We start from the raw sequence: 24,341 nt of genomic DNA, 5'->3' as shown, positions 1-24,341 counted from the left end.
AATGATTGAAATCACCACTCCCACCGTTGCAGACCCGCCTGCCGCCCATGACCTGAAGGGTCGCAGCGACTGGCTGACAGCACGATATCTGAGGAATGCCCGCGACGACGATTTTCAGGAGTATCTTCGTGAAATCCTGCAGATCGGGGCCGATGGCAGCCTTTTGCCACTCGCCGTGCGAGACCCCCTGAACGGGGAGACGCTCGGCATGCAGGTGATCGGCGAGTCCGGCGACGGGAAGTCGGTCATGATCGAGCGCAACCTGTCGGCTGTGCCGTCCCTGGAATTGATGACGGATGGGGCCTCGGGAAATTACATCCATATCACCGTTGCACCAGAGGCCACCATCAAGAGCCTTGCGTCTGACATCCTCGTCAAGACCGGTTACACGCGGCTGTCTGAACGCACAAAGGCACACGAAGCATGGCCGATCGTCCGTCATCGCCTCAAGATGCTCGGCGTAGCACTCCTTTGGATCGATGAAGGGCACCACCTGCTGCGGGGCGGGACAGGGCGCGACAGCGCGGGGGCTCTTCAGGCGTTGAAGAACCTGCTGCAGGGGGAGGGCGCAGTCGCCGTAATCCTGTCCGGCGTGCCGCTGCTGGAAGAACGCATTGCTTCTGACCCAGAGACCTTCCGGCGCTACCGTTTGCGCCAGCGCCTGCAGCGTGTTCTGGTCGGTGGGGCCGATATGCAACGCCTGAAGCGGTTCATCGAGGTTTGTTGCAACAAGCTTGACCTCTTGCCACCCGACGATCCGTTCTTTGCCGAACGCGTTGTTTTTTCGCAGAAGGCAGGTTTGGGTCGATCCATCGCCTTCGCGAAGGCAACGATCCGCCGGGCCCTGGTCAATGGCAGATCTGCGGTGACGCTTGATGACGCACGGCGAACCTGGCTTTTGCAGGGCGGTATGGATGGCGAGCCAACCCCGTTTGACCCCGGCGGCTGGCCGGATCTTCGCAAACTTCTCGAACACCGCGGGTGATGGTCAAGATGCTTACTCCCCATGTGCCCTACGATCCGGCGGAAACGGTGCAGTCTTATGCAACCCGCCTCTCCTTGCTGCACACCGGGCAGCCTGCTGGTCGCCTGCTTGCAGATTGCGGGTTGAAGCCCTCACGCTTTGCGGCGGGTCATACCGAGGAAATTGCGACATTCGCGGCGGCGGTAGGGGAGGATCCGAAAGCTCTTCTGGCAGGCACGGTGCGAGCGCTATCCCGTCACAATGTGTTCCGTGGGGAAGACTTCTCCCGTGCGGGTCTGGCATCGCGTGTTCGACAGTTCTGCCCGCACTGCTTGCAAGAAGATGGCCCGCCCGCAGAATGGCGTCACCGACTTGCGTGGTGCTTTGGGTCAATTCCGATCTGCCTGAAGCACACATCGACCCTTGTGGAAGTTTCCCACGAGGGGACAGAGAGCATCCAGGATGCAGTAGATCAGACAGGAGGCCGCGAACTCGCTGAAATGTCGAGCCTCACAGTCAACATTGGTCGGCATGTCGCATGGTGGCATAATCGCCTAAACTCGGCACCCTCCGGAACCTGGCTTGATGGCCAAAGCATCGAACAGGTGCTGAACGCCTCAGAACATCTCGGCATGGTCCTTGAGCATGGTCAGGATATCCGCCCGGGGAAGCTGACACGCCTTGAGCTGAGCGCGGCCCTTGAAACGGGTTTTCGCATCTATGAACAGGGTCCGGACGCGGTCAAAGCAGGGCTGGACGATATCAGGAAGAAAGCCCTCGCCACAGCGGTTCAGGCAGGCCCCTTGGCGATGTATGGAGTGCTCTACGACTGGATCGACCGCCGTTCGCAGCTCATTGCTCCGGGCCGATCCGCAAGATTCTTCGTGAGCACATCCTGGATCACGATGCATATATGCAGGGCGAAAGGCTGCTTGGCGAGGTGGTGACAGAACGGCGCCTGCACTCTGTGAAAAGCCTCGCTCTTACCCTGAAGGTCGATCGACGCCGCATGTCGCGGCTGATGCAGAAGCTGGGCCTGGTGCCAGAAGGAGCAACAGACGCCGAAAGTGGACGCCTTGTTTTTCCGGTCAACGATGTGGAGCAACTGGTGACGGATTATGAGGATGCGATCCCCTTGGCCAAGGTCCCGGAATACATCGGCGGCACCCAGAACCAAACCCTGGCCCTTTATGGCGCCGGCATCTTGCCTGCCATCATCCCAGCAGATGCTCCCGGTGCGGTCCGCGGTGTGATTTTCGCAAGGCGCGTTCTGGATGATCTTCTTGCCAGGATCGACGCCCTGCCACTGATGAATGATGAACAACGTAAGCTGTCTCTCTCGGTCGGTGAAGCGTGCCAACGCCATGGTGGGACAACGGCCGAGTTGATCGCAGCGGTGCCGTCAGGAAAGATTGCAGGATTGCGTGCGCGTCCGGATCCCCGGCTGGATGCAATCCGTGTCCTGGTGCCGGACGTCTTGGGCTTTCGACAAATGGCAACCGGCGACGGGGGCAGTCCGTAGCCCACTGCCCTCACTGAAAGGTTCGACCATCGCACAGGGTCCGCAATTGCGGACCCTTTTTTTGCATTCCCTGGGCGCCTGTCAAACCTTTGCCCCGAGTAGCAAAAACCTTTGCACTCAAGACAAATTGCGGTATTGATTCTATTGGATAATATTGCGCCTTTGGCAGTAACTATGCCCCGACTTACACACGGTTGTAAATCGGACCAGCAGGTGTTGCCGGCGGTGTTGGGATTGCGCCTGGTGGGCGTAGTGGTCTTGTAAGCATCTGATTTCGCTAAGAGCACCCTATGTGGGGGCTGTCTTGGCCTTTGACCATTTTTCGAGTGACATCAGAACGCGGGACGGCTGCGAAGATGACAGTCATGCAAACCGGTATTGTTTGGTAAAGTTTCAGCTCAAGAGATGGCTGGCGGAGGGAACGCGACTGGGGTCGGACCTTCTCTGGACCAATGCGAGCTCCCTACGGCTGGGACGCTGCGTAGTGAAGTTCACTGAGCACCTTGACGACCCCATTGAAATCCAGTGGCGCGGCTTTCTTGGTCAAGAGGTGCAACACGGACCAACGAATGCTGGTCACGCCAGATCCCGGACACACAAGGGCGACTGCACTGCTCTGGGACAAGACGGCAAGGCATTGCGCTTAGCGGATAGTCGCGACGCCGCGAATCTCGCATCCTCAAGCGAAGGGGCGGGGCAGTCCAGGTGAGCCAGGTCGCCCCGATAGCTATCGGCAAAACATGGAGTTCAGCATGGTCACCCCCCGCCTCCTTGCGATCCTTCCGGTCGCAGCATCGCTTCTTACAGCAGCCGCCTTGCCGGCTTCAGCTAAGATCGTCAACGAAGCGGCGATGGTTTCGCATTGTGCCGAGGCTGCTGCGACCGAATTGAAGGTCATGATGAACGACGTGCTGACCCTACCGGCCGAGCGGACCAGTGGAAAATACCACGTCTAACCGTCCATGGGCCGGATCAGTTGTCGCCACCAAGCAGCGGCCTGCTGCATCTTGCCCATGTCCGACTCGAGCGCGCAGAAGGGGGCTCATTCACTGTGGCAGGTCTTTGCCGTGCAATCCTAGGTCACGGTGCTGACAGCTTGAGGCTCGCGGAACGTCTTGGTGCCCTTGGATGTACTGACCCTGATGCGGCAGAATGGAACACCCCAGAATGCGAACTCGAGGGGATCGACCTTTATCACGTCGCATCGGGCTTCCCGCGCATAACAGCTGATCAGTTCGTTTCCGGAAGATTCCCGGAAGGAGTTGATGGCTTGAAGGCGGGGACCGGGGCGGGAACTTTGCCGCGTCGACTTGATCGGCTCGCGACAGCCGTGGTTTCTCTTGGGTCGCCGCACGCCGTGCTGTCGGGAAGAATTCTCTCTTGAAGAGCCTCCTCGCGATTGCGGCTCGAATGCGCGGTAACCCTCGATGCGGTCCCGGCAAACTCGGGAACGGCCTTTTCTCCAAATATCGTCGGCGCCCGCCTCTGGGCACAGCGCAAGGACATCCTCCTCGAAGATGGCGGTGACTCGCGTTTTCCCATCGAGCTTGTTCCGTTCTCGACGGCATTTCGCGGGCAGCCGCAGGAAAGCGCGCCGTGGTACGTTCACTGGCGCCCCGGCCAGTTCGAGGCAGATTTCGGCGGATCGGTTCGGGTATACGTCAACTCCCAGCACGAAGAACTGGCGGCCAGATTTGTTGACGGCGATCCGCTCACCCTCCAGGCAATCCTTGGCGACGTGATGTCCCAGATGGTGGCAGCTGCTACAGCGGTCCAGGACTGCGATGCGATCCTTGCCCACTGCGAAGATGGAACGGTCGGGGCCCAGGTGCGCATCTGGCTGGAACGTGCATTTCCAGGGCAGGAGACCGCAGTGGTGCGATCGATGCTTGATACGACGCCTGGAAGATTCCGGGCGGCGCTGCTGGGGGCGGCACAACTTGGAGAGGAACCATGAACCGGGTCCGCCTGCTGCCGCGACTGAACCAGCTCGGGGTGTCACGCATCCTGTCAATTGCCAAGGACAAGGCTCCGACTTCGGCCGGTGCACTCACGATCATTGAGGAACACGCCTCCGTCGTTTCGTTCGCGGCAAGCGGGGGCTCTGTCAGTTATGAAGCCTCCGGGCGGATAAGCCAGTTGATCAAGGACGTGGCTGCAAGACATGGCTTTCCCGAACCCGGCAGTGTCGCTGCGAGGGGCCGTTTCGACACAGACTGCGCAATCACGCTCTCTACATGCGATGATCTCGCTTCGGGTGAAGCTTTGAGGGACGACATGTGGGCGTTTCTCGCTGTTGTACTGACCCCCCATGTGGTGGCGTGGCGTTTTCCAGATCTGCAGTCGCATCGTTTCGAAGGTGGCGTCAGGAACGCATTCCAGCGGCTCTGGGTGCGCGGAATATGCCTTGACCGAGGGGAAGGTCACGCCGACCGGTGGGGCCTGGTGCGCGAATTGAGCGAAGACGCGATGGTTCAGATCTTCGAGCGGGCGTCGATCTCGGGCGAACATCGCCTTGCTCGGAGCATTGCGGAGGCTTGGGTTTCCACAGCCGCCCAGATCGATCGTGGCCGCATGGAAGACGTGATGCGACGCGCAACGAAGTACATCCGTGTCCGTAATGAAATTTACGATCTGGCCAGCCTTGAGGACGACGCGTTGCAAACCGAAATCAACCGTGCGTTCGGCAAGGTGATCGAACTGGACGAGAGGATTCAACTGGTCTCGGCGGCGCAGTGAACTTTTCTTGCCGACGCGAAGGCTCAGGATGGCTCGCGAACGATCTCGGCTGTAGACAACGCCAGAGACTTCGGGAGTTCACGACATGCGGCGATTGGTTCGGTCTCTGTTCCGTTCGGAGAGCAGTTGAAAACTCGAAACAGCAAAGCTGTTCGTTTCGAAAACCGCTATTCAAAACATATACTTATGGCTGAACCTCGAAACGAGGGCAGTCGTCAGCCTTAGAGAATATCGGCTCTTGGAGAACACTTCCGGGCCTCGTGACGCAAGGACCAGTGCTCAGCCTCTCCCGCATAACCCCCGAAAACAACGGAAAAATCCGGCCGCAGCCGGATCGGGAGAACGCTTTCGCGGGGGCAAGTGGCGGAGAGGGTGGGATTCGAACCCACGGTGGGCGCAAACCCACAACGGTTTTCGAGACCGCCCCGATCGACCACTCCGGCACCTCTCCGCATTTGGTGTGGTCTTCGTGCGGCGGTTCCTAACCGCCCTTTTGGTCGCTTGCAAGCCCCCATTCGTGCAATTGTTTCGGCGTATCATTGCCGTTCACGCGGGCGTGCGGCGGGCTGACTTGGCAAGCGGTCGAGAAAGCACTAGCTGTTTTGGAACCGCCCCTCATGATGTCAGGTCTGCCATGTCTGCGCCATTCGCCTTTGCCTCGCTTGGACTTTCCGTCGCCTTGGGGCTGGGACTGGCCCTCGCGCCGGTTGCCACAGGCGCCGCGCGGGCCCAGGTTTCGCTGGGGCAGGAGGCCCCTGCGATTGGTGGGGCGCGGGTCTCGGCCTTGACCGATACATTGATGATGGCCGATGTCATGGCCGTGATGCGCGACGAGGGGCTGAAATACGGGCAGACGCTTGCCACCGAGATGTTTCCCGACAAGGCGGGCGCCCAATGGGATGCGGTGGTGGCGCTGATTTACGACTCCGCCACGATGCGCAGCCGGTTTGATGCCGCCCTCGAGCAGAGCCTGGCCGGGGCCGGGGCTGATCTGGACCAGATCGAGGAGTTTTTCGGCTCCGATCTTGGCCAGACCGTGCTGCGGCTGGAAGTTGAGGCGCGCCGGGCGCTGATGGATGAAGATGTCGAGGATGCGGCGAAACTCGCCTGGGAAGATCTGCGGGCCGAGGGGGGCGCCCGCGTCGATGCGCTGACCCGCTTTGTCGAGACGAATGACCTGATCGAATCGAATGTCATGGGTGCGATGAATGCCAATCTGGCTTTTTATCGCGGCATGTCTGAAAGCGGGGCCTTCCCGCAGGAGATGACCGAAGAGCAGATGCTTGCCGATGTCTGGGGCCAGGAACCGGATGTCCGCGCCGAAACCACGGATTGGCTGTTTCCCTTCCTGTCGCTGGCCTATCAGCCGCTGTCGGGCGAGGAGCTGGAGGCTTATATTGCGTTTTCTGCCACCCAGGCCGGCCGAAAGCTGAACGCAGCCTTGTTTGCCGCCTATGACGTCGTGTTCACGCAGATCTCCTACGATCTGGGCCGGGCTGTCTCCAGCCAGATGCAGGGCGAGGATATCTGATCGCGCCAGGCGGGTGGCCCGGTGCTGACGCTTGACTTCGATTGAGATTCCCCCGATAAGCCCGCATCCCGGCAAAGATGCGACTCTTGGCCGGGTCTATATTTGCAATGACGTCCCGAAGGGGGCGCGCTGTCCGAAGGCGGGGCTTGCCCCACAAATTCCCGCTGACGGGAGCCGCAGGACGCGGGTAATGAAAAGGAAAGACCCATGTTCGCGGTCCTCAAGACCGGTGGCAAGCAATACAAGGTGCAGGCGGGTGACGTTCTGCGCATTGAAAAGCTGGCCGCCAATGCTGGTGACAAGATCCAGTTCAACGATATCCTGATGGTCGGCGGCGAGTCCGTGACCGTTGGTGTCCCCTTTGTGGCCGGCGCTGCGGTTCAGGCCGAAGTGATCGCGCAGATCAAGGGCGACAAGGTCATTCACTTCGTGAAGCGCCGCCGGAAACATTCGTCGCAGCGCACCAAGGGCCATCGCCAGCACCTGACGCTGGTTCGTGTGACCGAGGTCCTGGCCTCGGGTGCCGACAAGTCGGGCGTCGCTGCCGCCACCGGCACCGCCGATGCACGCCGCGCCGCTCATAACGCCGAAGCCGCTCCGGCAGCCGAAGCCCCCGCCAAGCCAAAGCGCGCCAAAAAAGCCGCCGAAGCTGCTGCTGAATAAGGAGTAATCCCCCATGGCACACAAGAAAGCAGGCGGCTCATCCCGCAACGGCCGCGACTCTGCGGGCCGTCGTCTGGGCGTCAAACTGTTTGGCGGTCAGCTGGCCATTCCGGGCAACATCATCGTGCGTCAGCGCGGAACCACCTGGTTCCCCGGTGAAGGCGTTGGCATGGGCGTGGATCACACCCTGTTCGCCACCGTCGAGGGCAAGGTGACCTTCAAGAAGGGCATGAAGGGCCGTACCTTCATTTCCGTCCTGCCAGCCCAAGAGGCAGCCGAATAAGCCGGACTTTTACATCAGACATGTAAAAGGGGGATCGGCCGAAGGGCCGGTCCCTTTTCGCATTTTCCGCGACTTTTCCGGGATTTGCACGCGGACATTCATTGTTCTGCCATGAGGCTTTGACAGGGTGGCTGCGGGTGTATGCACTGTCTTCCGGCACGGAGGGCGGTGTGGAGGATTGATTGTTCTTGCGGGGCCAGGTGGGCCCTTCATGCGCTTCAAAGGAGGGAAGCCATGACACTAGACGTTGTTGACGCTGCGGCGGCACAGCCCGTGATAGACGCGGGCCGCTTTATTCTGCGCCCGGTGCGCAAGTCGGATGCCGGTCTTTTTGCGATGTATGCCGGCGACCGTCGCGTGGCAGAGGCGACGCATTCCATCCCGCACCCGCTGCCGCCCGGCGCGGCTGAGGGTTTTGTGACGCGCGCCATCAAGCGCCCGGCAGATGAAGACATCTGGGTCATGGATGGCAGCCAGTCGTCCTTGCCCGAAGTTCTGGGCGTGATCAGCCTCAAGCGCATGGATGTCGAGAAATACAACCGTGACCAGTCCGAGGTCGGCTATTGGGTCGCGCCGGCGTTCTGGAACCTTGGGATTGCCTCTGCCGCCGTACAGGCGCTGGTGGATGCCAATCCGCAGGCCAACCGGGCCATGTTCGCCGAGGTCTTTCAGGACAATCCCGGCTCTGCCCGCGTGCTGACCAACGCCGGCTTTCAGTATCTGGGGGATGCGGAAACCTTTAGCGTGGCACGTGGGGCGCGGGTTCCGACCTGGACCTATATCCGCAAGCTGGGATGACAGGATGGGGCAGGCGGCGGGCATCTGGCTACAGACGGCGCGGCTGCGGTTGCGGCCGCTCTGTCTTGCCGACGAGGCTGGCGTGATCTCGGGGCTGAACGATCCCGAGATTGCCAGCTGGCTTGCCACCACGCCCTATCCCTATCCTGCCGAAGACTTTAAAACCTATGTCGCAACCGCGCCGGAGGGGGAGACGTTTTCGATCCATGATGATCAGGGCTTCGCGGGGTTGATCGGTGGCGGCGCAGAGCTTGGCTTTTGGATTTCCCGCCACGCGCAAGGCCGCGGCTATGCGCAAGAGGCGGCGGTGGCGCTGCTGGGCGCGGTGTTCCAGTTCTATCGGGGGCCGGTCACCTCGGGCTATTTCGTCGGCAACCTGCCCTCAGCCAGGGTTTTGCAAAAGCTTGGCTTTGCAGAAGCGGGCCGGAGCAGGAAGTTCTGTCGTCCTTTGGGGCAGGATATGGATCATGTCGATCTGGTCCTGCCGCGGCAGAGCTTTCTGGCCCGGCATGGCCGACCGTCTGGTCCGGTGGAGTGAGTGCCACTTCTGCTTGCTTTGGGCCAGTAAACCACGCGCGCTTGAGGTGTGGCCCCCGATCCTGTATCGCAAGGCTTAACTGCGTCTGACGCATTCCACCGTTTTTTCGAAAGTCTTGTCCCATGAAGTTTCTCGACCTCGCCAAAGTCTATATCCGCTCGGGCGGCGGCGGCGGCGGCTGTGTGTCGTTCCGGCGCGAGAAGTTCATCGAATTCGGCGGCCCGGATGGCGGCGACGGCGGCAATGGCGGATCTGTCTGGGTAGAGGCCGTGGATGGCCTGAACACGCTGATCGACTTCCGCTATCAGCAGCATTTCTTTGCCAAATCCGGCCAGCCCGGCATGGGGGCGCAACGCACCGGCAAGACCGGCGACGATATCGTGCTGCGCGTGCCCGTGGGCACCGAAATTCTGGACGAGGACGAGGAAACCATCATTGCCGACCTGACCGAAGTCGGGCAAAAGGTCATCCTTGCGCAGGGCGGCAATGGGGGCTGGGGCAACCTGCGGTTCAAATCCTCGACCAACCGGTCACCGGCCCGGGCCAATCCGGGGCAGGAAGGGGTGGAGCGCACGATCTGGCTGCGCCTGAAACTGATCGCTGATGCTGGGCTTGTGGGTCTGCCCAATGCCGGCAAGTCCACCTTTCTGGCCGCCGTGTCGAACGCCCGGCCCAAGATCGCTGATTACCCTTTTACCACTTTGATACCCAATCTGGGGGTGGTGGGTGTGGATGGCGCTGAATTCGTCATGGCCGATATTCCCGGCCTGATCGAAGGCGCTTCCGAGGGGCGCGGGCTGGGCATGCAGTTCCTCGCGCATGTCGAACGCTGTAAGGTTCTGCTGCATCTGGTCGATGGCACGTCAAGCACCATCACCAAGGATTACAAGACCATCGTCACCGAGTTGGAGGCCTATTCCGAGGTGCTGGGGGACAAAGCTCGGATCGTGGCCCTGAACAAATGCGACGCGATGGACGCCAAGCAGATTTCCGACCGCAGGCGCGCACTGGAAAAAGCCAGCGGTGGTCCGGTGCATGTGATTTCTGGCGTTGCAGGCAAGGGGTTGCAGGACGTTCTGCGCGCGATTTACGGCACCATCCAGGGTGAGGCTCCGGAAGAGGAGACCGGCCCGTGGCAGCCCTGACCCAGCTTCACGCCCCCGATATCCGCACCGCCAAACGGCTGGTCGTCAAGATCGGCTCTGCCTTGCTGGTGGATCGCGCCACCGGGTTGAAACAGGGTTGGCTGTCGGCCCTCGCGATGGATGTGGCCGAAGCCAAGGTGCGCGGCAGCGATGTGGTGCTGGTGTCCTCGGGGTCCATCGCCTTGGGGCGCAAGGTGCTGGGGCTTGGGGATGGCGTGCTGACGCTGGAACAATCGCAGGCGGCGGCTGCGGTCGGGCAGATCCGTCTGGCGCGCGCCTATGAGGAGGTGCTGGCCCCGCATGGCATCACCACCGCGCAAGTGCTGGTCACGCTGGAGGATACCACCGACCGCCGCCGGTATCTGAACAGCCGCGCGACGATGGAAACCCTGCTGGGTCTGGGCGTGGTGCCGATCGTGAACGAGAATGACACGGTGGCGACGGATGAGATCCGCTTTGGCGACAACGACCGCTTGGCCGCGCAGATCGCGGTGACGGTGGGGGCGGATCAGTTGATCTTGCTGTCGGATGTCGACGGGTTTTATTCCGCCAATCCAAAGGAAGACCCGACCGCAGAGCGGTTTGATCTGGTCGAACACATCACGCCCGAGATCGAGGCGATGGCGGGCGACCCGATTTCCGGACTGTCCAAGGGCGGCATGAAGACCAAACTGCTGGCCGCCAAGACCGCCATTGCGGGGGGATGTGCCATGGCGATCATGGAAGGGTCGGTCTTGCGGCCCTTGTCGGCTTTGGCCAAGGGCGCCCAGCGGACCTGGTTCGTGGCGCAGGCCGATCCGCAACTGGCACGCAAACGCTGGATCAATGCGATGAAGCCGCGTGGCGAACTGGTGCTGGATGCAGGCGCCGTGACCGCGCTGCGGGCCGGAAAATCGCTGTTGCCGGCCGGAGTCACCCGGGTGACGGGCAGCTTTGGCCGCGGCGAGCCGGTGTCGATCCTGTCGCCGGACGGCGTGGTGCTGGGCAAGGGGCTGGTGCGCTATACCGCCGTTGAAGCGAAGGCGATTGCCGGGCACAGGTCGGGCGATATTGCCGGGATATTGGGCTATGAGGGCCGGGCAGCACTGGTGCACCGGGATGATATGGTGGTCTGAGGGGGGACCCCCGGGGGCTCTGCCCCCGGACCCCCGGGATATTTGTGAACAGATAATGGGGCTTTCGCAATGGACGGGCAGATGAATGACCTGATGGGGCAGATCGGTGCGGCGGCGCGCGATGCGGCGGCAGAACTGGCCTTTGCCTCGCCCCGTAGCAAGCAGGCAGCCCTTGAAGCTGCGGCTGACGCGCTCTGGGCCGGGCGTCAGGCCATTGTCGATGCCAATGCGCTGGATAGGGCATTTGGCGCAGAGAAAGGCCTGTCGCCCGCGATGATGGACCGGCTGCGGCTGGACGAGGCGCGCATCGCCGCCATGGCCGATGGGCTGCGTGCGATTGCGGCGCAAGCCGATCCTGTCGGGCGGGTGCTGGCGGAATGGGACATGCCATCCGGCCTGCACATCCAGCGCGTGGCCGCGCCGCTTGGCGTGGTGGGCGTGATCTACGAATCCCGCCCGAATGTGACCGCGGATGCCGGGGCGCTGTGTCTGAAGGCCGGGAATGCGGTGATCCTGCGCGGCGGGTCCGAAGGTTTCAATTCCTCGACTGCGATTCATGCGTGCATGACGGCGGGATTGCGCCACGCCGGTCTGCCCGAGGCCGCGATCCAGCTGATCCCCACCCGCGACCGCGCGATGGTGTCGGCCATGTTGCAGGCGGTGGCCTATATTGATGTGATCGTGCCGCGGGGTGGCAAGGGACTTGTGGGGCTGGTGCAGCGCGAGGCGCGGGTGCCGGTGTTTTCGCATCTGGAAGGCATCTGCCACATCTATGCCGATGGTGAGGCCGATCTGGCAAAGGCGCGCGCGGTGGTGCTGAACGCGAAAACCCGGCGGACGGGCATCTGCGGGGCAGCGGAATGCCTGTTGATCGACCGCGCCTTTTACGACCGCCATGGTGGCGTGCTGATCGAGGATCTGCTGGCCGCCGGGGTGGAAGTGCGCGCCGAAGGCGCATTGCTGGCCATTCCGGGTACCGTGCAGGCCGCCCCCGATGATTTTGGCCGCGAGTTTCTGGACATGATCATCGCGGCCCGGTTGGTCGATGGGGTGGATGGCGCGATTGCGCATATCCGGCGCTATGGGTCGAGCCACACCGAAAGCATCCTGACCGAGAATGACGCGACGGCGGATCGCTTCATGACCCGGCTCGACAGCGCGATCCTGATGCGCAATGCCTCGACCCAATTCGCGGATGGGGGGGAATTCGGCATGGGCGGAGAGATCGGCATCGCCACCGGCAAGATGCATGCGCGGGGCCCGGTCGGTGCCGAGCAACTGTGCAGCTTCAAGTATCTGGTGCGGGGGGATGGCACCTGCCGCGCCTGACGGCCGGTCTCATCAGCCCGCAAGATCATTGCATCCGTGCCTGCGGTTGAGCCAAGACCAGCGCCATGCGCTGCCGCCGACCCCGATCAATAGGACAGGCGTACCACGCTATCGCTGACCTCCACCGAGAGGCGGCGGTGCTGGCGGGCGACTTCATCGCGCATCAGGGCAAAATGCACCTGAGCCGGGCCGATATCAACCTGAGCCGCCGGATTGGACAACAGCTCCCACAGGTCGGGGTCGATCCGCAGGCGCGCCGCTTCGCCGCGCAGGGTCCAGCGCGTCTCGCCCCGTTCGATCAGCAAGGTACCGCCATGGGGCATCGCACTTTCCAGACACAGGATGGCCAGGAATGCCAGCTTCACCTCGCGGCGCGACAGGTCATTCATGGACTGCCAATCCATGCTCAGCCGGGAGCCGCGGGTCAGGTCGCCAAGGATGTTCACGACTTCGGCGCGGGCGATGCGATGTTCGCTTGCACCGGGCGCACCGAAGGCGACGCGGAAAAACCGGATCCGGGCGGTCGCGTTGGCAACAGAGTCCACAATCAGCGTCAGCTCGGGGCTGCTGCTTTTGCCATCCATCATCAACAGCTCTACCCCATTGCTGATGGCACCGATCGGGCTGATAAGGTCGTGGCAAATGCGCGAGCCCAACAGGGCGCTCAGATCAGGTTTGTCAGACATCGGCAAAATCCTGATGGAAAAGGGAGTGAAGGATGAATGCAATTCTGGAACCGGGCATGATGGTGCGTCATCCAGAGCGGGCGGACTGGGGGGTGGGACAAGTGCAGTCAAACATCGGCGGGCGCATCACGGTGAATTTTGAACATGCAGGCAAGGTGGTGATAGATGGTCGCCAGATCGAACTTGTGCCGGTGTTCGGCGTTTAGGAACATGAGACCGGGCCAGCCTCACCTTATGGCAAGGATCAGCCAAGACGTGGCGTCTTGTCCATGGCCATTGTCTTGCCCCTCATCTGGTTTTATCGCCATCTTTATTAACCAGAGGTTAAGGCCACAGCGGGAGACGGTGCTGTGACGAAAAGACAGCTGGAAGATCGCTATGAGGTGCGTCTGGCAACGCAGGCGGCCGATATCGCATCGGCGCTTCGGTTGCGATACCGGGTGTTTGTCGAGGAACTGGGGGCCGATGGGCCGGGGGTCGACCATGCGGCGCAATCAGAGCGGGACGAGTTCGACTCGGTCTTTGATCATCTTGTGCTGGTGGACCGCATGGCCGATGCTGACGCGGGCGATCATGTCGTCGGCGTCTATCGCCTGCTGCCTTGTGACCGGATGGCGCAGATCGGCCGGTTTTATTCCGAGAGCGAATTCGACCTGACCCGGCTCAAGACTTCGGGCCGCAAGCTGCTGGAGTTGGGACGCTCATGCATCCATGCCGATCACCGGGGTGGTACGGGGATGTTTTACCTGTGGAATGCGCTGGCCCGCTATGTGATCGAGCGCGAGATCGACATCCTGTTCGGGTCTGCAAGCTTTCCGGGCACGGATCTTGCCCGGTTGGCCACCCCCTTGTCCTATCTGCACCACACCCATCTTGCACCGCCTGCGCTGCGGGTGCGGGCGCATGGGGCGGATGCGCAGCCCTGCCTGCTGCCCGCCGGAGCCATTGACCGGCGCGCAGCACTTGCAGCGACGCCCGCGCTGATCAAGGCCTATCTGCGCCTGGGTGGATTTGTCGGTGAGGGCGTCTTTGTCGATCATGCCTTCAACACGACGGATGTCTGTCTGGTGATGGACACCGACAACATGAGCGCCAAGCACAAGCAGTTCTACACGCGCAAGGGGGAAGCCGGGTGAACTGGTCTGCCGAACCGCCACCCCGATCGTCCGTTACGCCGCTTGGCTGGTTGCGCTTTGGCCTGCGTGCCGCCGCTCTGGGCGTGGTCACCTATGGCGGGCTGCTGGTCTTGCTTTTGCTGCGCGGTGTCGAAAGACCGCTGTTCGGCGCCCGCCGGCCCTGGACTCCCCGGGTTACCCAGGGCGTCTGCCGGGCGGCCATGGCGATCATGGGCATCGGGCTGACGATGCAGGGCCGGCCGATGCCCCACCGTGGTGCCATGGTGGCCAATCATGGCTCGTGGCTGGATATCTTTGCCCTGAACGCCTGTGCAACGATGTATTTTGTGGCCAAGTCCGAAGTGTCGGGTTGGGCGGGCATTGGCTGGCTGGCGCGTGCCACCGGAACGGTTTTCATCTCCCGCAAGGGGACCGAGGCCAAGCGCCAGCAACAACTGTTCGAGGACAGGTTGCGCGCGGGCCATCGGCTGGTGTTCTTTCCCGAAGGCACATCGACAGACAGTATTCGGGTTTTACCATTCAAATCAACACTGTTTGCGGCATTCTTCACGCATGGTCTTGACTCAGAGATGCATATTCAGCCGGTCACCCTGGTTTATCACGCGCCCGAGGGGCAAGATGCGAGGTTCTATGGCTGGTGGGGCGATATGACCTTTGCCGGGCATCTGGTCGCGGTCCTGTCAGCGCGCAGGCAGGGCCGTGTCGAAGTGGTCTTCCACCCAGCCGTGCCGGTTGATGCTTTTCCCGGCCGCAAAGAGCTTGCCAGCTATTGCGAACGGGTGATCGCCACCGTCCATCCCGGTCAGGGTCCGGGCGCTGATGTGAAACGGCCAGTCAACCCAGCGGGGCGAGCAGGGCCTTGAGGGCTGCAACGGGGTCATCCGTGCCCCAGATTTCGGACCCGATGGCGAAGAAATCGGTGACAGGGCCAAAGCGCTCGATCAGCTCGGCCGTCAGCGCGCCTTCGGCGATCACCGGCACTTCGATCATTTCCGACCACCATTCGAACAGCTCGAACGCGGCCTGCGTGCCCTGGTCGAGCGGAGATACCCCCACCGGACCGAAGGCTACATAATCGGCCCCGCCTTCTCCCGCGCTGATCCCCTCATGCCGGGTGGGGCCGCAGAACGCGCCGACAATCGCATCCGCCCCCAGATCCTTGCGGGCCTTGCGCACCGTGCGGGCGCCGTCGGTCAGGTGCACCCCGTCCAGCCCCAACCGGTCGACCAGCAGCAGGTGGCTGTCCATCACCACCGCCACGTCGCGGGCATGGGCCAGCTCGCGCAGCACGTCGCCCGCGCGCAGCAGGTTGTCTTCCTCCTTGCTGGCCAGCGCGATCCGCAGGCAGGCCACCTCGACCGTATCGAGCACGCCGGCAAGCTGGGCCGGAAACACATCCAGATCAAAGCTGGGCGGGGTGATCAGGGTGATCTGCGGGCGGTCTTCTGCGGCCATGACATGTCCTCGCGGCGGGTTTTGGCTGGCTTACCAGCCTTTTCCGGGCTTGACCATCACTTGCCCGCAGGGATCGGCTGGCGTAACAGGCCAGCAGAATAAGGGGTGCCCAGCATGATTGAACCAGCCTTCATCCTCGTCCGCCCGCAGATGGGCGAAAACATCGGGGCCGCAGCCCGCGCGATGCTGAACTTCGGGCTGACCCGGATGCGGATCGTGGCCCCGCGCGACGGCTGGCCCAACCCCAAGGCGGTGGCGATGGCGTCGGGGGCGGGGCGGCTGCTGGATCAGGCGGGGCTGTTCCCGGATGTGGCGGCGGCGATCGGGGATTGCGACTATGTTTTCGCGACCACCGCCCGCCCGCGCGAGCTGGTCAAGCCCGTCGTCACACCGGAACGGGCGATGGAGATGGCCCGCGCGATGGCGGCCGAAGGAAAGAAGGTGGGCGTTCTGTTCGGGCCGGAGCGGGCGGGGCTGGAGAATGAGGATGTGGCGCTGGCCAATGCCATCGTGACCGTTCCGGTCAACCCCGAGTTTCCCAGCCTGAACCTGGGCCAATGCGCCCTGCTGATGGGCTATGAATGGCGCCGCCAGACGGTGGCGGTGGCCCCCGAGGTGATGGAACTGGCCCGCACCGAGTTTGCGGCGCGGGTGGAGGTGGAAAAGCTGGCCGATCATTTTGAGGAACGGCTGGAGGCGGCGGGGTTCTTCTTTCCCGAGACCAAGGCCGCCAACATGCGGCTGAACCTGCGCAACATGTGGGCCCGGCTGGGCCTGACCCGGGCCGAGGTGCAGACCTTTCACGGCATGCTGCGCCAGATCGCCTTTCGTCTGCGCCAGCAGGGGGAGTGAGGGCTTCCCCCTGTGTTACAGCCTTTGATGTTTATTGAAATCAATGGCTTGGCTGTGTGGGATTCATGAATTCTTAACACCTTCGCTTGTGTCAGACTGATGATTTTGAAAGGGGACATGCGATGTCCGGCACGGATTTCGGCAATTGGCAGATCGAAAAGGCCGTAAAGGCGCTGGTGGATGAGGCGCAGGCGGTGGCGGACCGGCTGGCCGGGGGCAAACCCCATGCGGTGGAGCAACACGCCGCCGCCGCGCAGTTCTGGGCGGCGGTCTATCTGGCGGAAGGAGTGGACCTGACCACGCTTGCCAGCTGGAAACCGGCAGAGGTGGCGCGGTTTGTGCGCGCGGCGCAGACGAAGATCGCAGCACTGCGCAAGGCGCGCGACTATGTGAGCAGCGACGGGCTGGCGGTCTGGCTGCACACGGCGCGGGCCGTGCAGGAGCCGCGCATTGCGCCCGCCGCGCGCGAGATCTGGGCGCATCTGTCGGCGGCGGGGCAGAATGTGGAGGCGATGCTGGCGGACTTGCTGGAGGACGCGGGGATGGCGGGGGTTGAGGGGCGGCGGGTGCCGGAAGGGTTTGGCGGGGGGTAGGGCGCTGTGTTTGCCGATGTCTTGACCGTTCCTCGTATCGGCTTGGAAATCGGGTCACGCTTATGCAGCCTAGGATTGGCATCGGGCAATCAATTTTAAAAGTCGCTCATCTCTTTCCGGATGACCTGCATCTTTACGGACCTTGCAACACAGGGCCGCGCCCGACCTCGGGATGGCGCGCCGACGCTGGTTCTAGGCGGTTTATGGTTCGGCTTACCTCCACTGGAGTTCTGGGCGGAACGGTTGCAATGCGCCCTCCCGGGGGGAGGTCGGGCGCGGCCCGGCGGCGCTGCGCGCCTTGATTCCGGGCCAAGAGAAGAAGCGACAGGACGCAAATGGCTATTCACCCACAGGCTTGCCCCCCATCCCCATCGCCGCACCCCCCTTGAAGCCATTCAGGCCCCGGCCTAGTGTCCGCGCCAGCAAGGTATGAGGCGGGTTATGGCGGGCAAGCGCAGCATTTTCGAGGAGGTGGGCGGCAAGGTGGCCCCCACGCCGCAGGGAAGCCTGATCGACGCGGGGCCCAAGGGCGCGCGGGGGGCGGTGCGGATCTGGCTGATCGTGCTGTTTCTGATGGTCATGGCGATGATCGTGGTGGGGGGGCTGACGCGGCTGACCGACTCTGGCCTGTCGATCACCGAATGGCGGCCCGTGACCGGGGCCTTGCCGCCGATGAACGAGGCCGACTGGCTGTCGGAATTCGAGAAATATCGTGCCAGCCCGCAGTATCAGCTGATGAATGCGGGCATGGAGATGTCGGCCTTCAAGGTGATTTACTGGTGGGAATGGGGGCATCGGCAGTTGGGGCGGGCCGTGGGTCTGGTCTGGGCCGTGGGCTTCCTGTTCTTCTGGGCGACCAAGCGCATCCCGCCGGGCTGGACCGGGCGGCTGGTGCTGATCGGGGCCTTGGGCGGTTTGCAGGGCGCGATTGGCTGGTGGATGGTGGCCTCTGGCCTGACCGGGGCGATGACCTCGGTCGCGTCTTACCGGCTGGCGACGCATCTGGGGCTGGCCTTTGTGATCCTGGGGTTCATTGCCTGGTATGTGTTCCTGCTGGGGCGGTCGGAGGCCGCGCTGTTGCAGGCGCGGCGCACGCGGGAGGGTAAGCTGTTTTCCCTGTCGACCGGGCTGATGCACTTTGCGTTTCTGCAGATCGTGCTGGGGGCTCTGGTGGCGGGGATTGATGCGGGCCGCGCCTTCCCGACCTGGCCGGATATGAACGGGCAGTTCTTCCCGGCGGATGCGTTTTATGTGCCGGACGGGCAGGGCGGCAGTCTGCCGGTCTGGCATGCGTTTTTTGAAAACCCCGGGCTGGTGCAGTTCCTGCACCGGATGGCGGGCTATGGGCTCTTTGCCTTTGGCGTGGTGGTCTGGCTGCGCGGGCGCAAATCGGCGCATGCGACGACGCGGTTTGCGTTCCATATGGTGATGGCGATGATGTTGGCGCAGGTGGCGCTTGGCATCTGGGCCGTGCTGACGGCGGCGCAGTTGCATGTGGCGATCACCCATCAGCTGGGGGCTGTCTTCCTGTGGGTGCTGATCCTGCGCGCGCGTTATCTGTCACAATACCCGCTCGCCGGGTCGATCCGGAAGGGCACGGCATGACTGTGAACACGACGGCTTACGCCGATCTGATGGCATTCCAGCGCGAGACTGAGGCTTTGGCACAGGTTGCCGGGCGTCTGGGCTGGGATCAGGAGACGATGATGCCGCGCGGGGCGGCCGAGCAGCGGTCGGAAGAGATGTCGGCGATGGAGGGGGTGCTGCACGCGCGGCGCACCGATCCGCGAATTGCAGACTGGCTGGCGCAGGCGGTGGCGGCGGATGCGGTGGCGGCGGCCAACCTGCGCCACATCACCCGGTCTTATCAGCGGGCGACTAAGGTGCCGGGCGCGCTGGCACAGGCCTTGGCGCGGCTGACCAGCCGGGCGCAGGGGATCTGGGCCGAGGCGCGGGCCTCGGATGATGTGGCGGCGTTTTTGCCCACCCTGGCCGAGGTGATCCGGCTGCGGCGCGAGGAAGCAGCCTGTCTGGCGCAGGGCGGTGATCTGTATGATGCGCTGATCGACGATTATGAGCCGGGGGCGACGGCGGAGTCGCTTGGCCGGATGTTTGAGGCGATGCGGCCCCGGCTGGTGGCCTTGCGCGGGGCGGTCATGGGGGCCAGCCATCAGCCCGCGCCGCTGGCGGGGCATTTCGGGCAGGACGCGCAGATGCGGATGGCGCGCGATCTGGCCTCGGCCTTTGGCTATGACTGGGAGCGGGGGCGGCTGGATCTGGCGGTGCATCCGTTCAGTTCGGGCTCTGGCGATGATGCCCGCATCACCACGCGGGTGGTGGAGAGCGATCCGTTCAACTGCTTTTACTCGACGATCCATGAGGTGGGGCATGCCTGCTATGAGCTGGGGATCGACCCCGATTACCGGCTGACCCCGCTGGGGGCGGGGGTGAGCATGGGGGTGCATGAAAGCCAGAGCCGGATCTATGAGAACCAGCTGGGCCGGGGGCGCGCCTTTACGGGGTGGATGTTCGGCCAGATGCAAAGCCGGTTTGACGGATTTGGCGTGCCGGATGCGGATGCGTTCTATGGCGCGGTCAACCGGGTGCAGTCCGGGTTCATCCGGACCGAGGCGGATGAGGTGCATTATAACCTGCATGTGATGCTGCGCTTTGATCTGGAGCGCGCGCTGATCCGGGGCGATCTGGCGGTCAGCGATCTGGAGGCCGCGTGGAATGACCGTTTCAAGGCTGATTTCGGCGTTGAGGTGCCACGGGCAAGCCAAGGGATGTTGCAGGATGTGCATTGGTCGGTTGGCCTGTTTGGCTATTTCCCGACCTACACACTGGGCAATGTTTACGCGGGCTGCCTGAACGTGGCGATGCGCCGCGCCGTGCCGGATGTGGATGATCATCTGGCGCGCGGAGATGCCCGGCCCGCGACGGCGTGGCTGCGCGAAAACCTGCAACGGCACGGCGGATTGTATGAGCCGCGCGAGGTGGTGGCGCTGGCCTGTGGGTTTGAACCGAGCGAAGGGCCGTTGCTGGATTATCTTGAGGCCAAGTTCGGGGCGATTTACCGGCTGTGACACTGGCGCGCAAGGAACAGGTGGCGGTCTGGGCCTTGGCCTTTGGGCAGACGCTTGGCTATGCATGTTTCTTTTACATCTTTGCCGCGCTGGTGCTGGTCTGGCAGCGGGAGTTGCCTTGGGGCAATGGCGTGCTGGCGCTGGGGCCGTTTCTGGCGATTGGGGTGACGGCGCTGGCATCGCCGCAGGTTGGGCGCTGGGTGGACCGGGGGCATGCGCTGCGCCTGATGGGGTTTGGCACCGTGCTGGGGGCCGCGGCTTTGGCACTGCTGGCGGTGGCCTGGCATCCGCTGGTCTATCTTGCGGCTTTTGTGGGTTTGGGGGCTGCGGCATCGGCCACCTTGTATGAGGTGTGTTTTGCCCTGCTGATCCGGCGCTTTGGCGATCAGGCACGGGCACCGATTACCAAGGTGACGCTGGTGGCGGGGCTGGCATCCACCCTGGCCTTTCCGGCGGGCGCGGCCTTGGCAGAGGCCTTTGGCTGGCGCATTGCCGTCTGGTCGGCGGTGGCGGCTGTGGTTTGCGTCATGCTGCCGTTGCAGGTCTGGGGCGCGCATGCCTTGGGCGGCGGGCGGGTGCGGGGGGGGCCAAAGCCAGCGGCAGGCGCGTCATGGCGGGTGATCCTGGCCCGGCCCGGGGTGCTGGGGCTGATGGCGCTGTTTGCGCTGCTGAACCTGGATCACTGGATGCTGGTCAGTCTGATGCGGCCCTTGCTGGCCGAAATGGGGGTGGCGGACGGGCGCGCGGTGACGGCGGCGGCGCTGATCGGGCCATCGCAGGTGTTGGGCCGGATTGCGCTGATGGCGGCAGGCGCGCGGATGCAGACACGGGTGGCATCGATGTTCACCGTTCTGGCGATGGTGGCGGGGCCGGTGTTCCTGCTGCTGTCGGGGGGCGGGGTGGCCTTGGTCTTTGCCTTTGCGGCGGTGCAGGGCGCGGCCATGGGGATTTTGACCATTCTGAAGCCGCTGTTGATTTCCGAGGTGAATGGGCCTGCCGATTACGCAGCCTCGGCGGCGGCGATTTCGCTGCCGGCGATGGTGGCAACGGCGGTGGCCCCAGTGTTGGGAACATGGATCATGACGGTGGGCGGGCCGCTGGCCTTGGTTGGCGCTGCGCTGATCTTGGCGCTGGGGGCCTTGGTTTTGCTGCTGCGGCGCTAGGAGGACCATGCCACGGCTGACGGTGCGGCAGGGGAAAGCAAAAAGGGGAGCGCAGGATGACAGTTCAGATGGATGCAGCGGCCTTGCAGGCGTTTTTGCTGCGCGATTTCGGGCAGGTTGCCGCAGATTTCCAGGTTGAGCGCGCCGATCTGGCCGGGGTGACCCTGAGGCTTCGGGTGACGGCACAGCATTTGCGGCCGGGTGGCACGGTGTCTGGCCCGGCGATGTTCGGGCTTGCGGATGTGGCGATGTATCTGGCGATCCTGAGCCGGATCGGCCCGGTGGCGCTCGCGGTCACGACGAATTGCGCGATGGATTTCATGCGCAAGCCGCGCGCAGATGTGGATCTGCTGGCGCAGGCGCGGGTGCTCAAGCTGGGGCGCACATTGGCGGTGGGCGATGTGCTGCTGTTTTCGGAAGGCGGGGCCGAGCCGGTGGCGCGGGCGGGGCTGACCTATGCGATTCCGCCAAAGGCCACGGGCCCGAATTGAAACGGCCCCCGCAAGCGGGGGCCGGTCTGGCCTTGGGTCAGCGCTGACCGTCTTCAGGTCTTGTGCTTGGCAAAATGGCCTTCGATCTGGCCGCCGCTTTCGATGATCAGCGTGTGATAGGTGATGTCGGCCGCGACCTGTGCGGCGGCACGCAGCGTGAAGCTGTTTGCGCTGATCTGACCATCGACCTTGCCGCGCACGTCAACGGTTTCCGCTGTGATGGTGCCGCTCATCCGGCCTTCGGCACCGACGATCAGGCTGCGGGCGGTTACGTTGCCGTCAATATCGCCCAGCATCTCGATATCGCCGATTGAGGTGACCTCACCCGTGATCTTGAGATCGCTGGAGAACACGGATTTGGTGTTCGACGGGCGCGCGGGCGAACCACCCGAGGGGGGGGCTGTCTGGTCTGTGGTCTTGTTGAACATGATCCGTCCGTTGATGGCTTTGGTCGATAAGGGCTTATGGGGACCCATCGGTCAAGGGCTGCAGGCCGGATCATCGGCAAACGGGCGCTCATTGGCCGGTTCGATGTCGCGCACGGGCCTGACAGGACGGGGAAGGGGTGTTTTGATCGCGGTCAGGTTGAAAACAGAAGGAGTGCCCGTTTGACCATGGACCCGTTCTTTGTGCCCGTGTCGGGATTTGATCTGCCACGATTCGCCGGCGTGGCCAGCTTCATGCGGCTGCCGGTGGTGACGCCGGACCATCCCCGCTTTGAGGAGGTTCAGATCGGGTTGGTGGGGGCACCCTGGGACGGTGGCACGACGAACCGGCCGGGGCCGAGGCACGGGCCGCGCAGCTTGCGCGATGCATCGACGATGATCCGGGCCGAGAATGCCGCCACGGGCGTGCGGCCGTTCGAGACGGTGCGCTGCGCCGATCTGGGCGATGTGGGGCCGAACCCGGCGGATCTGATGGACAGTCTTGCGCGGATGGAGGCGTATTATACCCGTCTGCGCGCCGCAGGGATCGTGCCGCTGACGGCGGGGGGCGATCATCTGTGCAGTCTGCCGATCCTGCGGGCGCTGGCCCGGAACCGCCCGCATAGCCCGAGCGGGCTGGGGATGATCCATTTCGACAGCCATACTGATTTGTTCCACAGCTATTTCAACGGCAGCCTCTACACCCATGGCACGCCGTTCCGCCGCGCGGTGGAAGAGGGGCTGCTGGACCCGCACCGCGTGACGATGATCGGCATCCGGGGCACCGCCTATGACCGCGAGGACCGCGACTTTGCCGAGGCAGTGGGGATCCGGGTGATTGCGATCGAGGAGTTCCATGCGCGCGGGGTGGCCGATGTGATGGCCGAGGCCCGGGCACGGGCGGGGCAGGGGGAGACCTATATCTCTTATGACATCGATTTCATCGACCCGGCCTATGCGCCGGGCACCGGGACGCCGGAAATTGGGGGGCCAAACAGCTTTCAGGCGTTGCAGGTGGTGCGGGAGCTGGCGGGCGTGCGGATCGTGGGGGCGGATGTGGTGGAAGTCTCGCCGCCTTTCGATGTGAACGGGGCCACGGCCTATCTTGGGGCGACGGTGATGTTCGAGCTGTTGTGTGTGATGGCCGGAGCGGTCCTGGCCGCACAATAGGCAGGGCGGCAGCCGCGCGGGGGAGCGAGTCGGGCAGATTCGGCGAATCTTTGGTGGCAGATTCGGCCGGTCGGGCCAGGATTCGGCGGATCGGGGGGCAAAATCGGGTGCCGCGGACGCGGCCAGGCTGTGCAGGCTGCAGAAAGTTTGCGCATTTCACCCAAGAAAATAAAGGGTAGCCGAGAAAAACGACAGGGATGTGAAAATTTCCTCTTGCAGCTTTTGGAAGCTGGGCCTAAACACCGCCTTACCGAAGCGGAAGACAAGCGGAAACGCAGAAAACGAAGCGACGGGGCGACGATGGAAGTTCGACGCAGACATCTGAAGGTACGGTTGCAGGAAGCACCAAGAAATTGGTGGTCCTGAAATTTTTGTCTTCTTGCTCTTTGAAAATTGAAAGTGATGAAGGGATATGTGGGCGGTTTGGGCGCATCGGCGTCTGACACGTAGCATATCTGCCCAGCAGGGGAGTGACCGAGAGGTTACCGACCGATGACCTGGGGAAAGCTTCACGGTTTGTGGGTTCTGGTTACTTCGGTAACTTGAGCACATGAATTGTTAAGACCTGTGTCCTTAAGGGATGCAGGCAGATGTGCGAAGGTTCGACGTCAAGGATAAGTTCTTCGGAACTTTTCAACTTGAGAGTTTGATCCTGGC

The 24,341-nt window shown here is 63.1% G+C and carries 28 protein-coding genes and 1 tRNA gene; 25 read left to right on the top strand and 4 right to left on the bottom strand.

Annotation, left to right across the window (positions count from 1 at the left end):
* Window position 1 precedes the first annotated feature (1 nt).
* The 7 genes from CXR43_RS16400 to CXR43_RS16375 all read left to right on the top strand — a co-directional run bounded on the left by CXR43_RS16400 (window position 2) and on the right by CXR43_RS16375 (window position 5,225).
* Window positions 2–985 (top strand): TniB family NTP-binding protein, encoded by a 984-nt coding sequence (locus CXR43_RS16400; RefSeq protein WP_168219868.1) that lies wholly within the window; start codon window positions 2–4, stop codon window positions 983–985.
* Window positions 985–1,911, top strand: a complete 927-nt coding sequence (locus tag CXR43_RS16395; RefSeq protein ID WP_103336008.1) for a TniQ family protein — start codon at window positions 985–987, stop codon at window positions 1,909–1,911. The genes CXR43_RS16400 and CXR43_RS16395 overlap by 1 nt, the downstream gene beginning before the upstream one ends.
* 62 nt (window positions 1,912–1,973) lie before the next feature.
* Window positions 1,974–2,486, top strand: coding sequence for a hypothetical protein (locus CXR43_RS16390; protein WP_168219867.1), 513 nt, complete (start codon window positions 1,974–1,976; stop codon window positions 2,484–2,486).
* A gap of 752 nt (window positions 2,487–3,238) precedes the next feature.
* The gene (locus CXR43_RS17950; protein WP_168219866.1) at window positions 3,239–3,442 is read left to right on the top strand and encodes a hypothetical protein; all 204 of its coding nucleotides are present in this window, start codon (window positions 3,239–3,241) and stop codon (window positions 3,440–3,442) included.
* Window positions 3,349–3,870, top strand: a complete 522-nt coding sequence (locus CXR43_RS16385) for a PD-(D/E)XK motif protein (protein WP_103336003.1) — start codon at window positions 3,349–3,351, stop codon at window positions 3,868–3,870. Before CXR43_RS17950 ends, CXR43_RS16385 begins: the two co-directional genes overlap by 94 nt.
* 15 nt (window positions 3,871–3,885) lie before the next feature.
* A complete protein-coding gene (locus CXR43_RS16380) occupies window positions 3,886–4,443 on the top strand; it encodes a hypothetical protein (protein WP_103336001.1) in 558 nt (185 codons plus the stop codon).
* Window positions 4,440–5,225 (top strand): DUF6339 family protein, encoded by a 786-nt coding sequence (locus tag CXR43_RS16375; RefSeq protein ID WP_103335998.1) that lies wholly within the window; start codon window positions 4,440–4,442, stop codon window positions 5,223–5,225. The genes CXR43_RS16380 and CXR43_RS16375 overlap by 4 nt, the downstream gene beginning before the upstream one ends.
* A 361-nt stretch (window positions 5,226–5,586) precedes the next feature.
* On the opposite strand, the gene CXR43_RS16370 is transcribed toward CXR43_RS16375, so the two are convergent.
* Window positions 5,587–5,676: transfer RNA gene (locus tag CXR43_RS16370), tRNA-Ser, on the bottom strand.
* Window positions 5,677–5,859: 183 nt separating this feature from the next.
* Between CXR43_RS16370 and CXR43_RS16365 the strand changes: the two genes are divergently transcribed.
* The 8 genes from CXR43_RS16365 (at window position 5,860) to CXR43_RS16330 (ending at window position 12,627) form a co-directional block, all read left to right on the top strand.
* Window positions 5,860–6,756, top strand: a complete 897-nt coding sequence (locus tag CXR43_RS16365; RefSeq protein WP_103335996.1) for a DUF2059 domain-containing protein — start codon at window positions 5,860–5,862, stop codon at window positions 6,754–6,756.
* 207 nt (window positions 6,757–6,963) lie between these two features.
* Entirely contained in the window at window positions 6,964–7,419 is a 456-nt protein-coding gene (rplU, locus tag CXR43_RS16360; protein ID WP_103335993.1) for a 50S ribosomal protein L21, read from the top strand.
* Window positions 7,420–7,432: 13 nt separating this feature from the next.
* Complete coding sequence (gene rpmA, locus CXR43_RS16355) at window positions 7,433–7,702, top strand: 50S ribosomal protein L27 (RefSeq protein WP_103335990.1); 270 nt, start codon at window positions 7,433–7,435, stop codon at window positions 7,700–7,702.
* A gap of 234 nt (window positions 7,703–7,936) precedes the next feature.
* A complete protein-coding gene (locus tag CXR43_RS16350) occupies window positions 7,937–8,500 on the top strand; it encodes a GNAT family N-acetyltransferase (RefSeq protein ID WP_103335989.1) in 564 nt (187 codons plus the stop codon).
* A gap of 4 nt (window positions 8,501–8,504) precedes the next feature.
* Complete coding sequence (locus CXR43_RS16345) at window positions 8,505–9,038, top strand: GNAT family N-acetyltransferase (protein ID WP_168219864.1); 534 nt, start codon at window positions 8,505–8,507, stop codon at window positions 9,036–9,038.
* A gap of 122 nt (window positions 9,039–9,160) precedes the next feature.
* Window positions 9,161–10,183, top strand: coding sequence for a GTPase ObgE (gene obgE / locus CXR43_RS16340; RefSeq protein ID WP_103335983.1), 1,023 nt, complete (start codon window positions 9,161–9,163; stop codon window positions 10,181–10,183).
* The gene (gene proB / locus CXR43_RS16335) at window positions 10,171–11,298 is read left to right on the top strand and encodes a glutamate 5-kinase (RefSeq protein WP_103335980.1); all 1,128 of its coding nucleotides are present in this window, start codon (window positions 10,171–10,173) and stop codon (window positions 11,296–11,298) included. The genes obgE and proB overlap by 13 nt, the downstream gene beginning before the upstream one ends.
* 81 nt (window positions 11,299–11,379) lie before the next feature.
* Window positions 11,380–12,627: a glutamate-5-semialdehyde dehydrogenase gene (locus tag CXR43_RS16330; protein WP_435530817.1), complete on the top strand. Its 1,248-nt coding sequence runs from the start codon at window positions 11,380–11,382 to the stop codon at window positions 12,625–12,627.
* Between the two features lie 86 nt (window positions 12,628–12,713).
* Here the strand turns inward: CXR43_RS16330 and CXR43_RS16325 are convergent, their stop codons facing one another.
* The gene (locus CXR43_RS16325) at window positions 12,714–13,313 is read right to left on the bottom strand and encodes a histidine phosphotransferase family protein (protein WP_103335974.1); all 600 of its coding nucleotides are present in this window, start codon (window positions 13,311–13,313) and stop codon (window positions 12,714–12,716) included.
* 32 nt (window positions 13,314–13,345) lie between these two features.
* Here CXR43_RS16325 and CXR43_RS16320 point away from each other — a divergent pair, with 32 nt between their 5' ends.
* From CXR43_RS16320 to olsA, 3 genes are all read left to right on the top strand, one after another.
* On the top strand, window positions 13,346–13,519 hold the full coding sequence (locus CXR43_RS16320; RefSeq protein ID WP_103335971.1) for a DUF3553 domain-containing protein: 174 nt from the start codon (window positions 13,346–13,348) through the stop codon (window positions 13,517–13,519).
* 144 nt (window positions 13,520–13,663) lie between these two features.
* Window positions 13,664–14,449, top strand: coding sequence for an L-ornithine N(alpha)-acyltransferase (gene olsB / locus CXR43_RS16315; protein ID WP_246831437.1), 786 nt, complete (start codon window positions 13,664–13,666; stop codon window positions 14,447–14,449).
* Window positions 14,446–15,312, top strand: a complete 867-nt coding sequence (olsA, locus tag CXR43_RS16310) for a lyso-ornithine lipid O-acyltransferase (protein WP_103335968.1) — start codon at window positions 14,446–14,448, stop codon at window positions 15,310–15,312. The genes olsB and olsA overlap by 4 nt, the downstream gene beginning before the upstream one ends.
* Here olsA and CXR43_RS16305 read toward each other — a convergent pair.
* Entirely contained in the window at window positions 15,284–15,904 is a 621-nt protein-coding gene (locus CXR43_RS16305; RefSeq protein WP_103335966.1) for a thiamine phosphate synthase, read from the bottom strand. The two genes, olsA and CXR43_RS16305, sit on opposite strands and share 29 nt — an antisense overlap.
* A 114-nt stretch (window positions 15,905–16,018) precedes the next feature.
* Here CXR43_RS16305 and CXR43_RS16300 point away from each other — a divergent pair, with 114 nt between their 5' ends.
* The 6 genes from CXR43_RS16300 (at window position 16,019) to CXR43_RS16275 (ending at window position 22,089) form a co-directional block, all read left to right on the top strand.
* Entirely contained in the window at window positions 16,019–16,756 is a 738-nt protein-coding gene (locus CXR43_RS16300) for an RNA methyltransferase (protein WP_103335963.1), read from the top strand.
* Window positions 16,757–16,878: 122 nt separating this feature from the next.
* Complete coding sequence (locus CXR43_RS16295) at window positions 16,879–17,349, top strand: hypothetical protein (RefSeq protein ID WP_103335960.1); 471 nt, start codon at window positions 16,879–16,881, stop codon at window positions 17,347–17,349.
* A 441-nt stretch (window positions 17,350–17,790) separates the two neighbouring features.
* The gene (ctaA, locus tag CXR43_RS16290) at window positions 17,791–18,954 is read left to right on the top strand and encodes a heme A synthase (RefSeq protein ID WP_103335957.1); all 1,164 of its coding nucleotides are present in this window, start codon (window positions 17,791–17,793) and stop codon (window positions 18,952–18,954) included.
* The gene (locus CXR43_RS16285) at window positions 18,951–20,435 is read left to right on the top strand and encodes a carboxypeptidase M32 (RefSeq protein WP_103335955.1); all 1,485 of its coding nucleotides are present in this window, start codon (window positions 18,951–18,953) and stop codon (window positions 20,433–20,435) included. Before ctaA ends, CXR43_RS16285 begins: the two co-directional genes overlap by 4 nt.
* A complete protein-coding gene (locus CXR43_RS16280; protein ID WP_103335952.1) occupies window positions 20,432–21,598 on the top strand; it encodes an MFS transporter in 1,167 nt (388 codons plus the stop codon). The genes CXR43_RS16285 and CXR43_RS16280 overlap by 4 nt, the downstream gene beginning before the upstream one ends.
* A 56-nt stretch (window positions 21,599–21,654) precedes the next feature.
* Window positions 21,655–22,089 carry a PaaI family thioesterase gene (locus tag CXR43_RS16275; protein ID WP_103335949.1) on the top strand — a complete coding sequence of 145 codons (435 nt, stop codon included), beginning with the start codon at window positions 21,655–21,657 and terminating at the stop codon, window positions 22,087–22,089.
* A gap of 53 nt (window positions 22,090–22,142) precedes the next feature.
* Here CXR43_RS16275 and CXR43_RS16270 read toward each other — a convergent pair whose 3' ends face one another.
* Entirely contained in the window at window positions 22,143–22,517 is a 375-nt protein-coding gene (locus CXR43_RS16270) for a bactofilin family protein (protein ID WP_103336143.1), read from the bottom strand.
* Window positions 22,518–22,697: 180 nt separating this feature from the next.
* Between CXR43_RS16270 and CXR43_RS16265 the strand changes: the two genes are divergently transcribed.
* Window positions 22,698–23,684, top strand: a complete 987-nt coding sequence (locus CXR43_RS16265; protein WP_246831436.1) for an agmatinase — start codon at window positions 22,698–22,700, stop codon at window positions 23,682–23,684.
* Window positions 23,685–24,341: the final 657 nt, after the last annotated feature.

It is taken from the genome of Pseudotabrizicola formosa (assembly GCF_002900965.1).
Taxonomy (GTDB): Bacteria; Pseudomonadota; Alphaproteobacteria; order Rhodobacterales; family Rhodobacteraceae; genus Pseudotabrizicola; species Pseudotabrizicola formosa.
The sequence above is the reverse complement of the archived record's forward strand: the minus strand, read 5'-3'. Positions and strand labels throughout refer to the sequence as shown.

Excerpts from the sequence above, each read along its gene's own strand:
- CXR43_RS16365 (WP_103335996.1), top strand. The coding sequence starts at position 5,860 with ATGTCTGCGCCATTCGCCTTTGCCTCGCTTGGACTTTCCGTCGCCTTG.
- CXR43_RS16300 (WP_103335963.1), top strand. The coding sequence starts at position 16,019 with ATGATTGAACCAGCCTTCATCCTCGTCCGCCCGCAGATGGGCGAAAAC.
- ctaA (WP_103335957.1), top strand. The coding sequence starts at position 17,791 with ATGGCGGGCAAGCGCAGCATTTTCGAGGAGGTGGGCGGCAAGGTGGCC.
- CXR43_RS16295 (WP_103335960.1), top strand. The coding sequence starts at position 16,879 with ATGTCCGGCACGGATTTCGGCAATTGGCAGATCGAAAAGGCCGTAAAG.
- obgE (WP_103335983.1), top strand. The coding sequence starts at position 9,161 with ATGAAGTTTCTCGACCTCGCCAAAGTCTATATCCGCTCGGGCGGCGGC.
- CXR43_RS16350 (WP_103335989.1), top strand. The coding sequence starts at position 7,937 with ATGACACTAGACGTTGTTGACGCTGCGGCGGCACAGCCCGTGATAGAC.
- CXR43_RS16390 (WP_168219867.1), top strand. The coding sequence starts at position 1,974 with ATGTCGCGGCTGATGCAGAAGCTGGGCCTGGTGCCAGAAGGAGCAACA.
- CXR43_RS16270 (WP_103336143.1), bottom strand. The coding sequence starts at position 22,517 with ATGTTCAACAAGACCACAGACCAGACAGCCCCCCCCTCGGGTGGTTCG.
- CXR43_RS16400 (WP_168219868.1), top strand. The coding sequence starts at position 2 with ATGATTGAAATCACCACTCCCACCGTTGCAGACCCGCCTGCCGCCCAT.
- rplU (WP_103335993.1), top strand. The coding sequence starts at position 6,964 with ATGTTCGCGGTCCTCAAGACCGGTGGCAAGCAATACAAGGTGCAGGCG.
- CXR43_RS17950 (WP_168219866.1), top strand. The coding sequence starts at position 3,239 with ATGGTCACCCCCCGCCTCCTTGCGATCCTTCCGGTCGCAGCATCGCTT.
- CXR43_RS16275 (WP_103335949.1), top strand. The coding sequence starts at position 21,655 with ATGACAGTTCAGATGGATGCAGCGGCCTTGCAGGCGTTTTTGCTGCGC.
- CXR43_RS16345 (WP_168219864.1), top strand. The coding sequence starts at position 8,505 with ATGGGGCAGGCGGCGGGCATCTGGCTACAGACGGCGCGGCTGCGGTTG.
- CXR43_RS16375 (WP_103335998.1), top strand. The coding sequence starts at position 4,440 with ATGAACCGGGTCCGCCTGCTGCCGCGACTGAACCAGCTCGGGGTGTCA.
- CXR43_RS16320 (WP_103335971.1), top strand. The coding sequence starts at position 13,346 with ATGAATGCAATTCTGGAACCGGGCATGATGGTGCGTCATCCAGAGCGG.
- CXR43_RS16395 (WP_103336008.1), top strand. The coding sequence starts at position 985 with ATGGTCAAGATGCTTACTCCCCATGTGCCCTACGATCCGGCGGAAACG.
- CXR43_RS16285 (WP_103335955.1), top strand. The coding sequence starts at position 18,951 with ATGACTGTGAACACGACGGCTTACGCCGATCTGATGGCATTCCAGCGC.
- CXR43_RS16325 (WP_103335974.1), bottom strand. The coding sequence starts at position 13,313 with ATGTCTGACAAACCTGATCTGAGCGCCCTGTTGGGCTCGCGCATTTGC.
- CXR43_RS16305 (WP_103335966.1), bottom strand. The coding sequence starts at position 15,904 with ATGGCCGCAGAAGACCGCCCGCAGATCACCCTGATCACCCCGCCCAGC.
- rpmA (WP_103335990.1), top strand. The coding sequence starts at position 7,433 with ATGGCACACAAGAAAGCAGGCGGCTCATCCCGCAACGGCCGCGACTCT.
- CXR43_RS16330 (WP_435530817.1), top strand. The coding sequence starts at position 11,380 with ATGAATGACCTGATGGGGCAGATCGGTGCGGCGGCGCGCGATGCGGCG.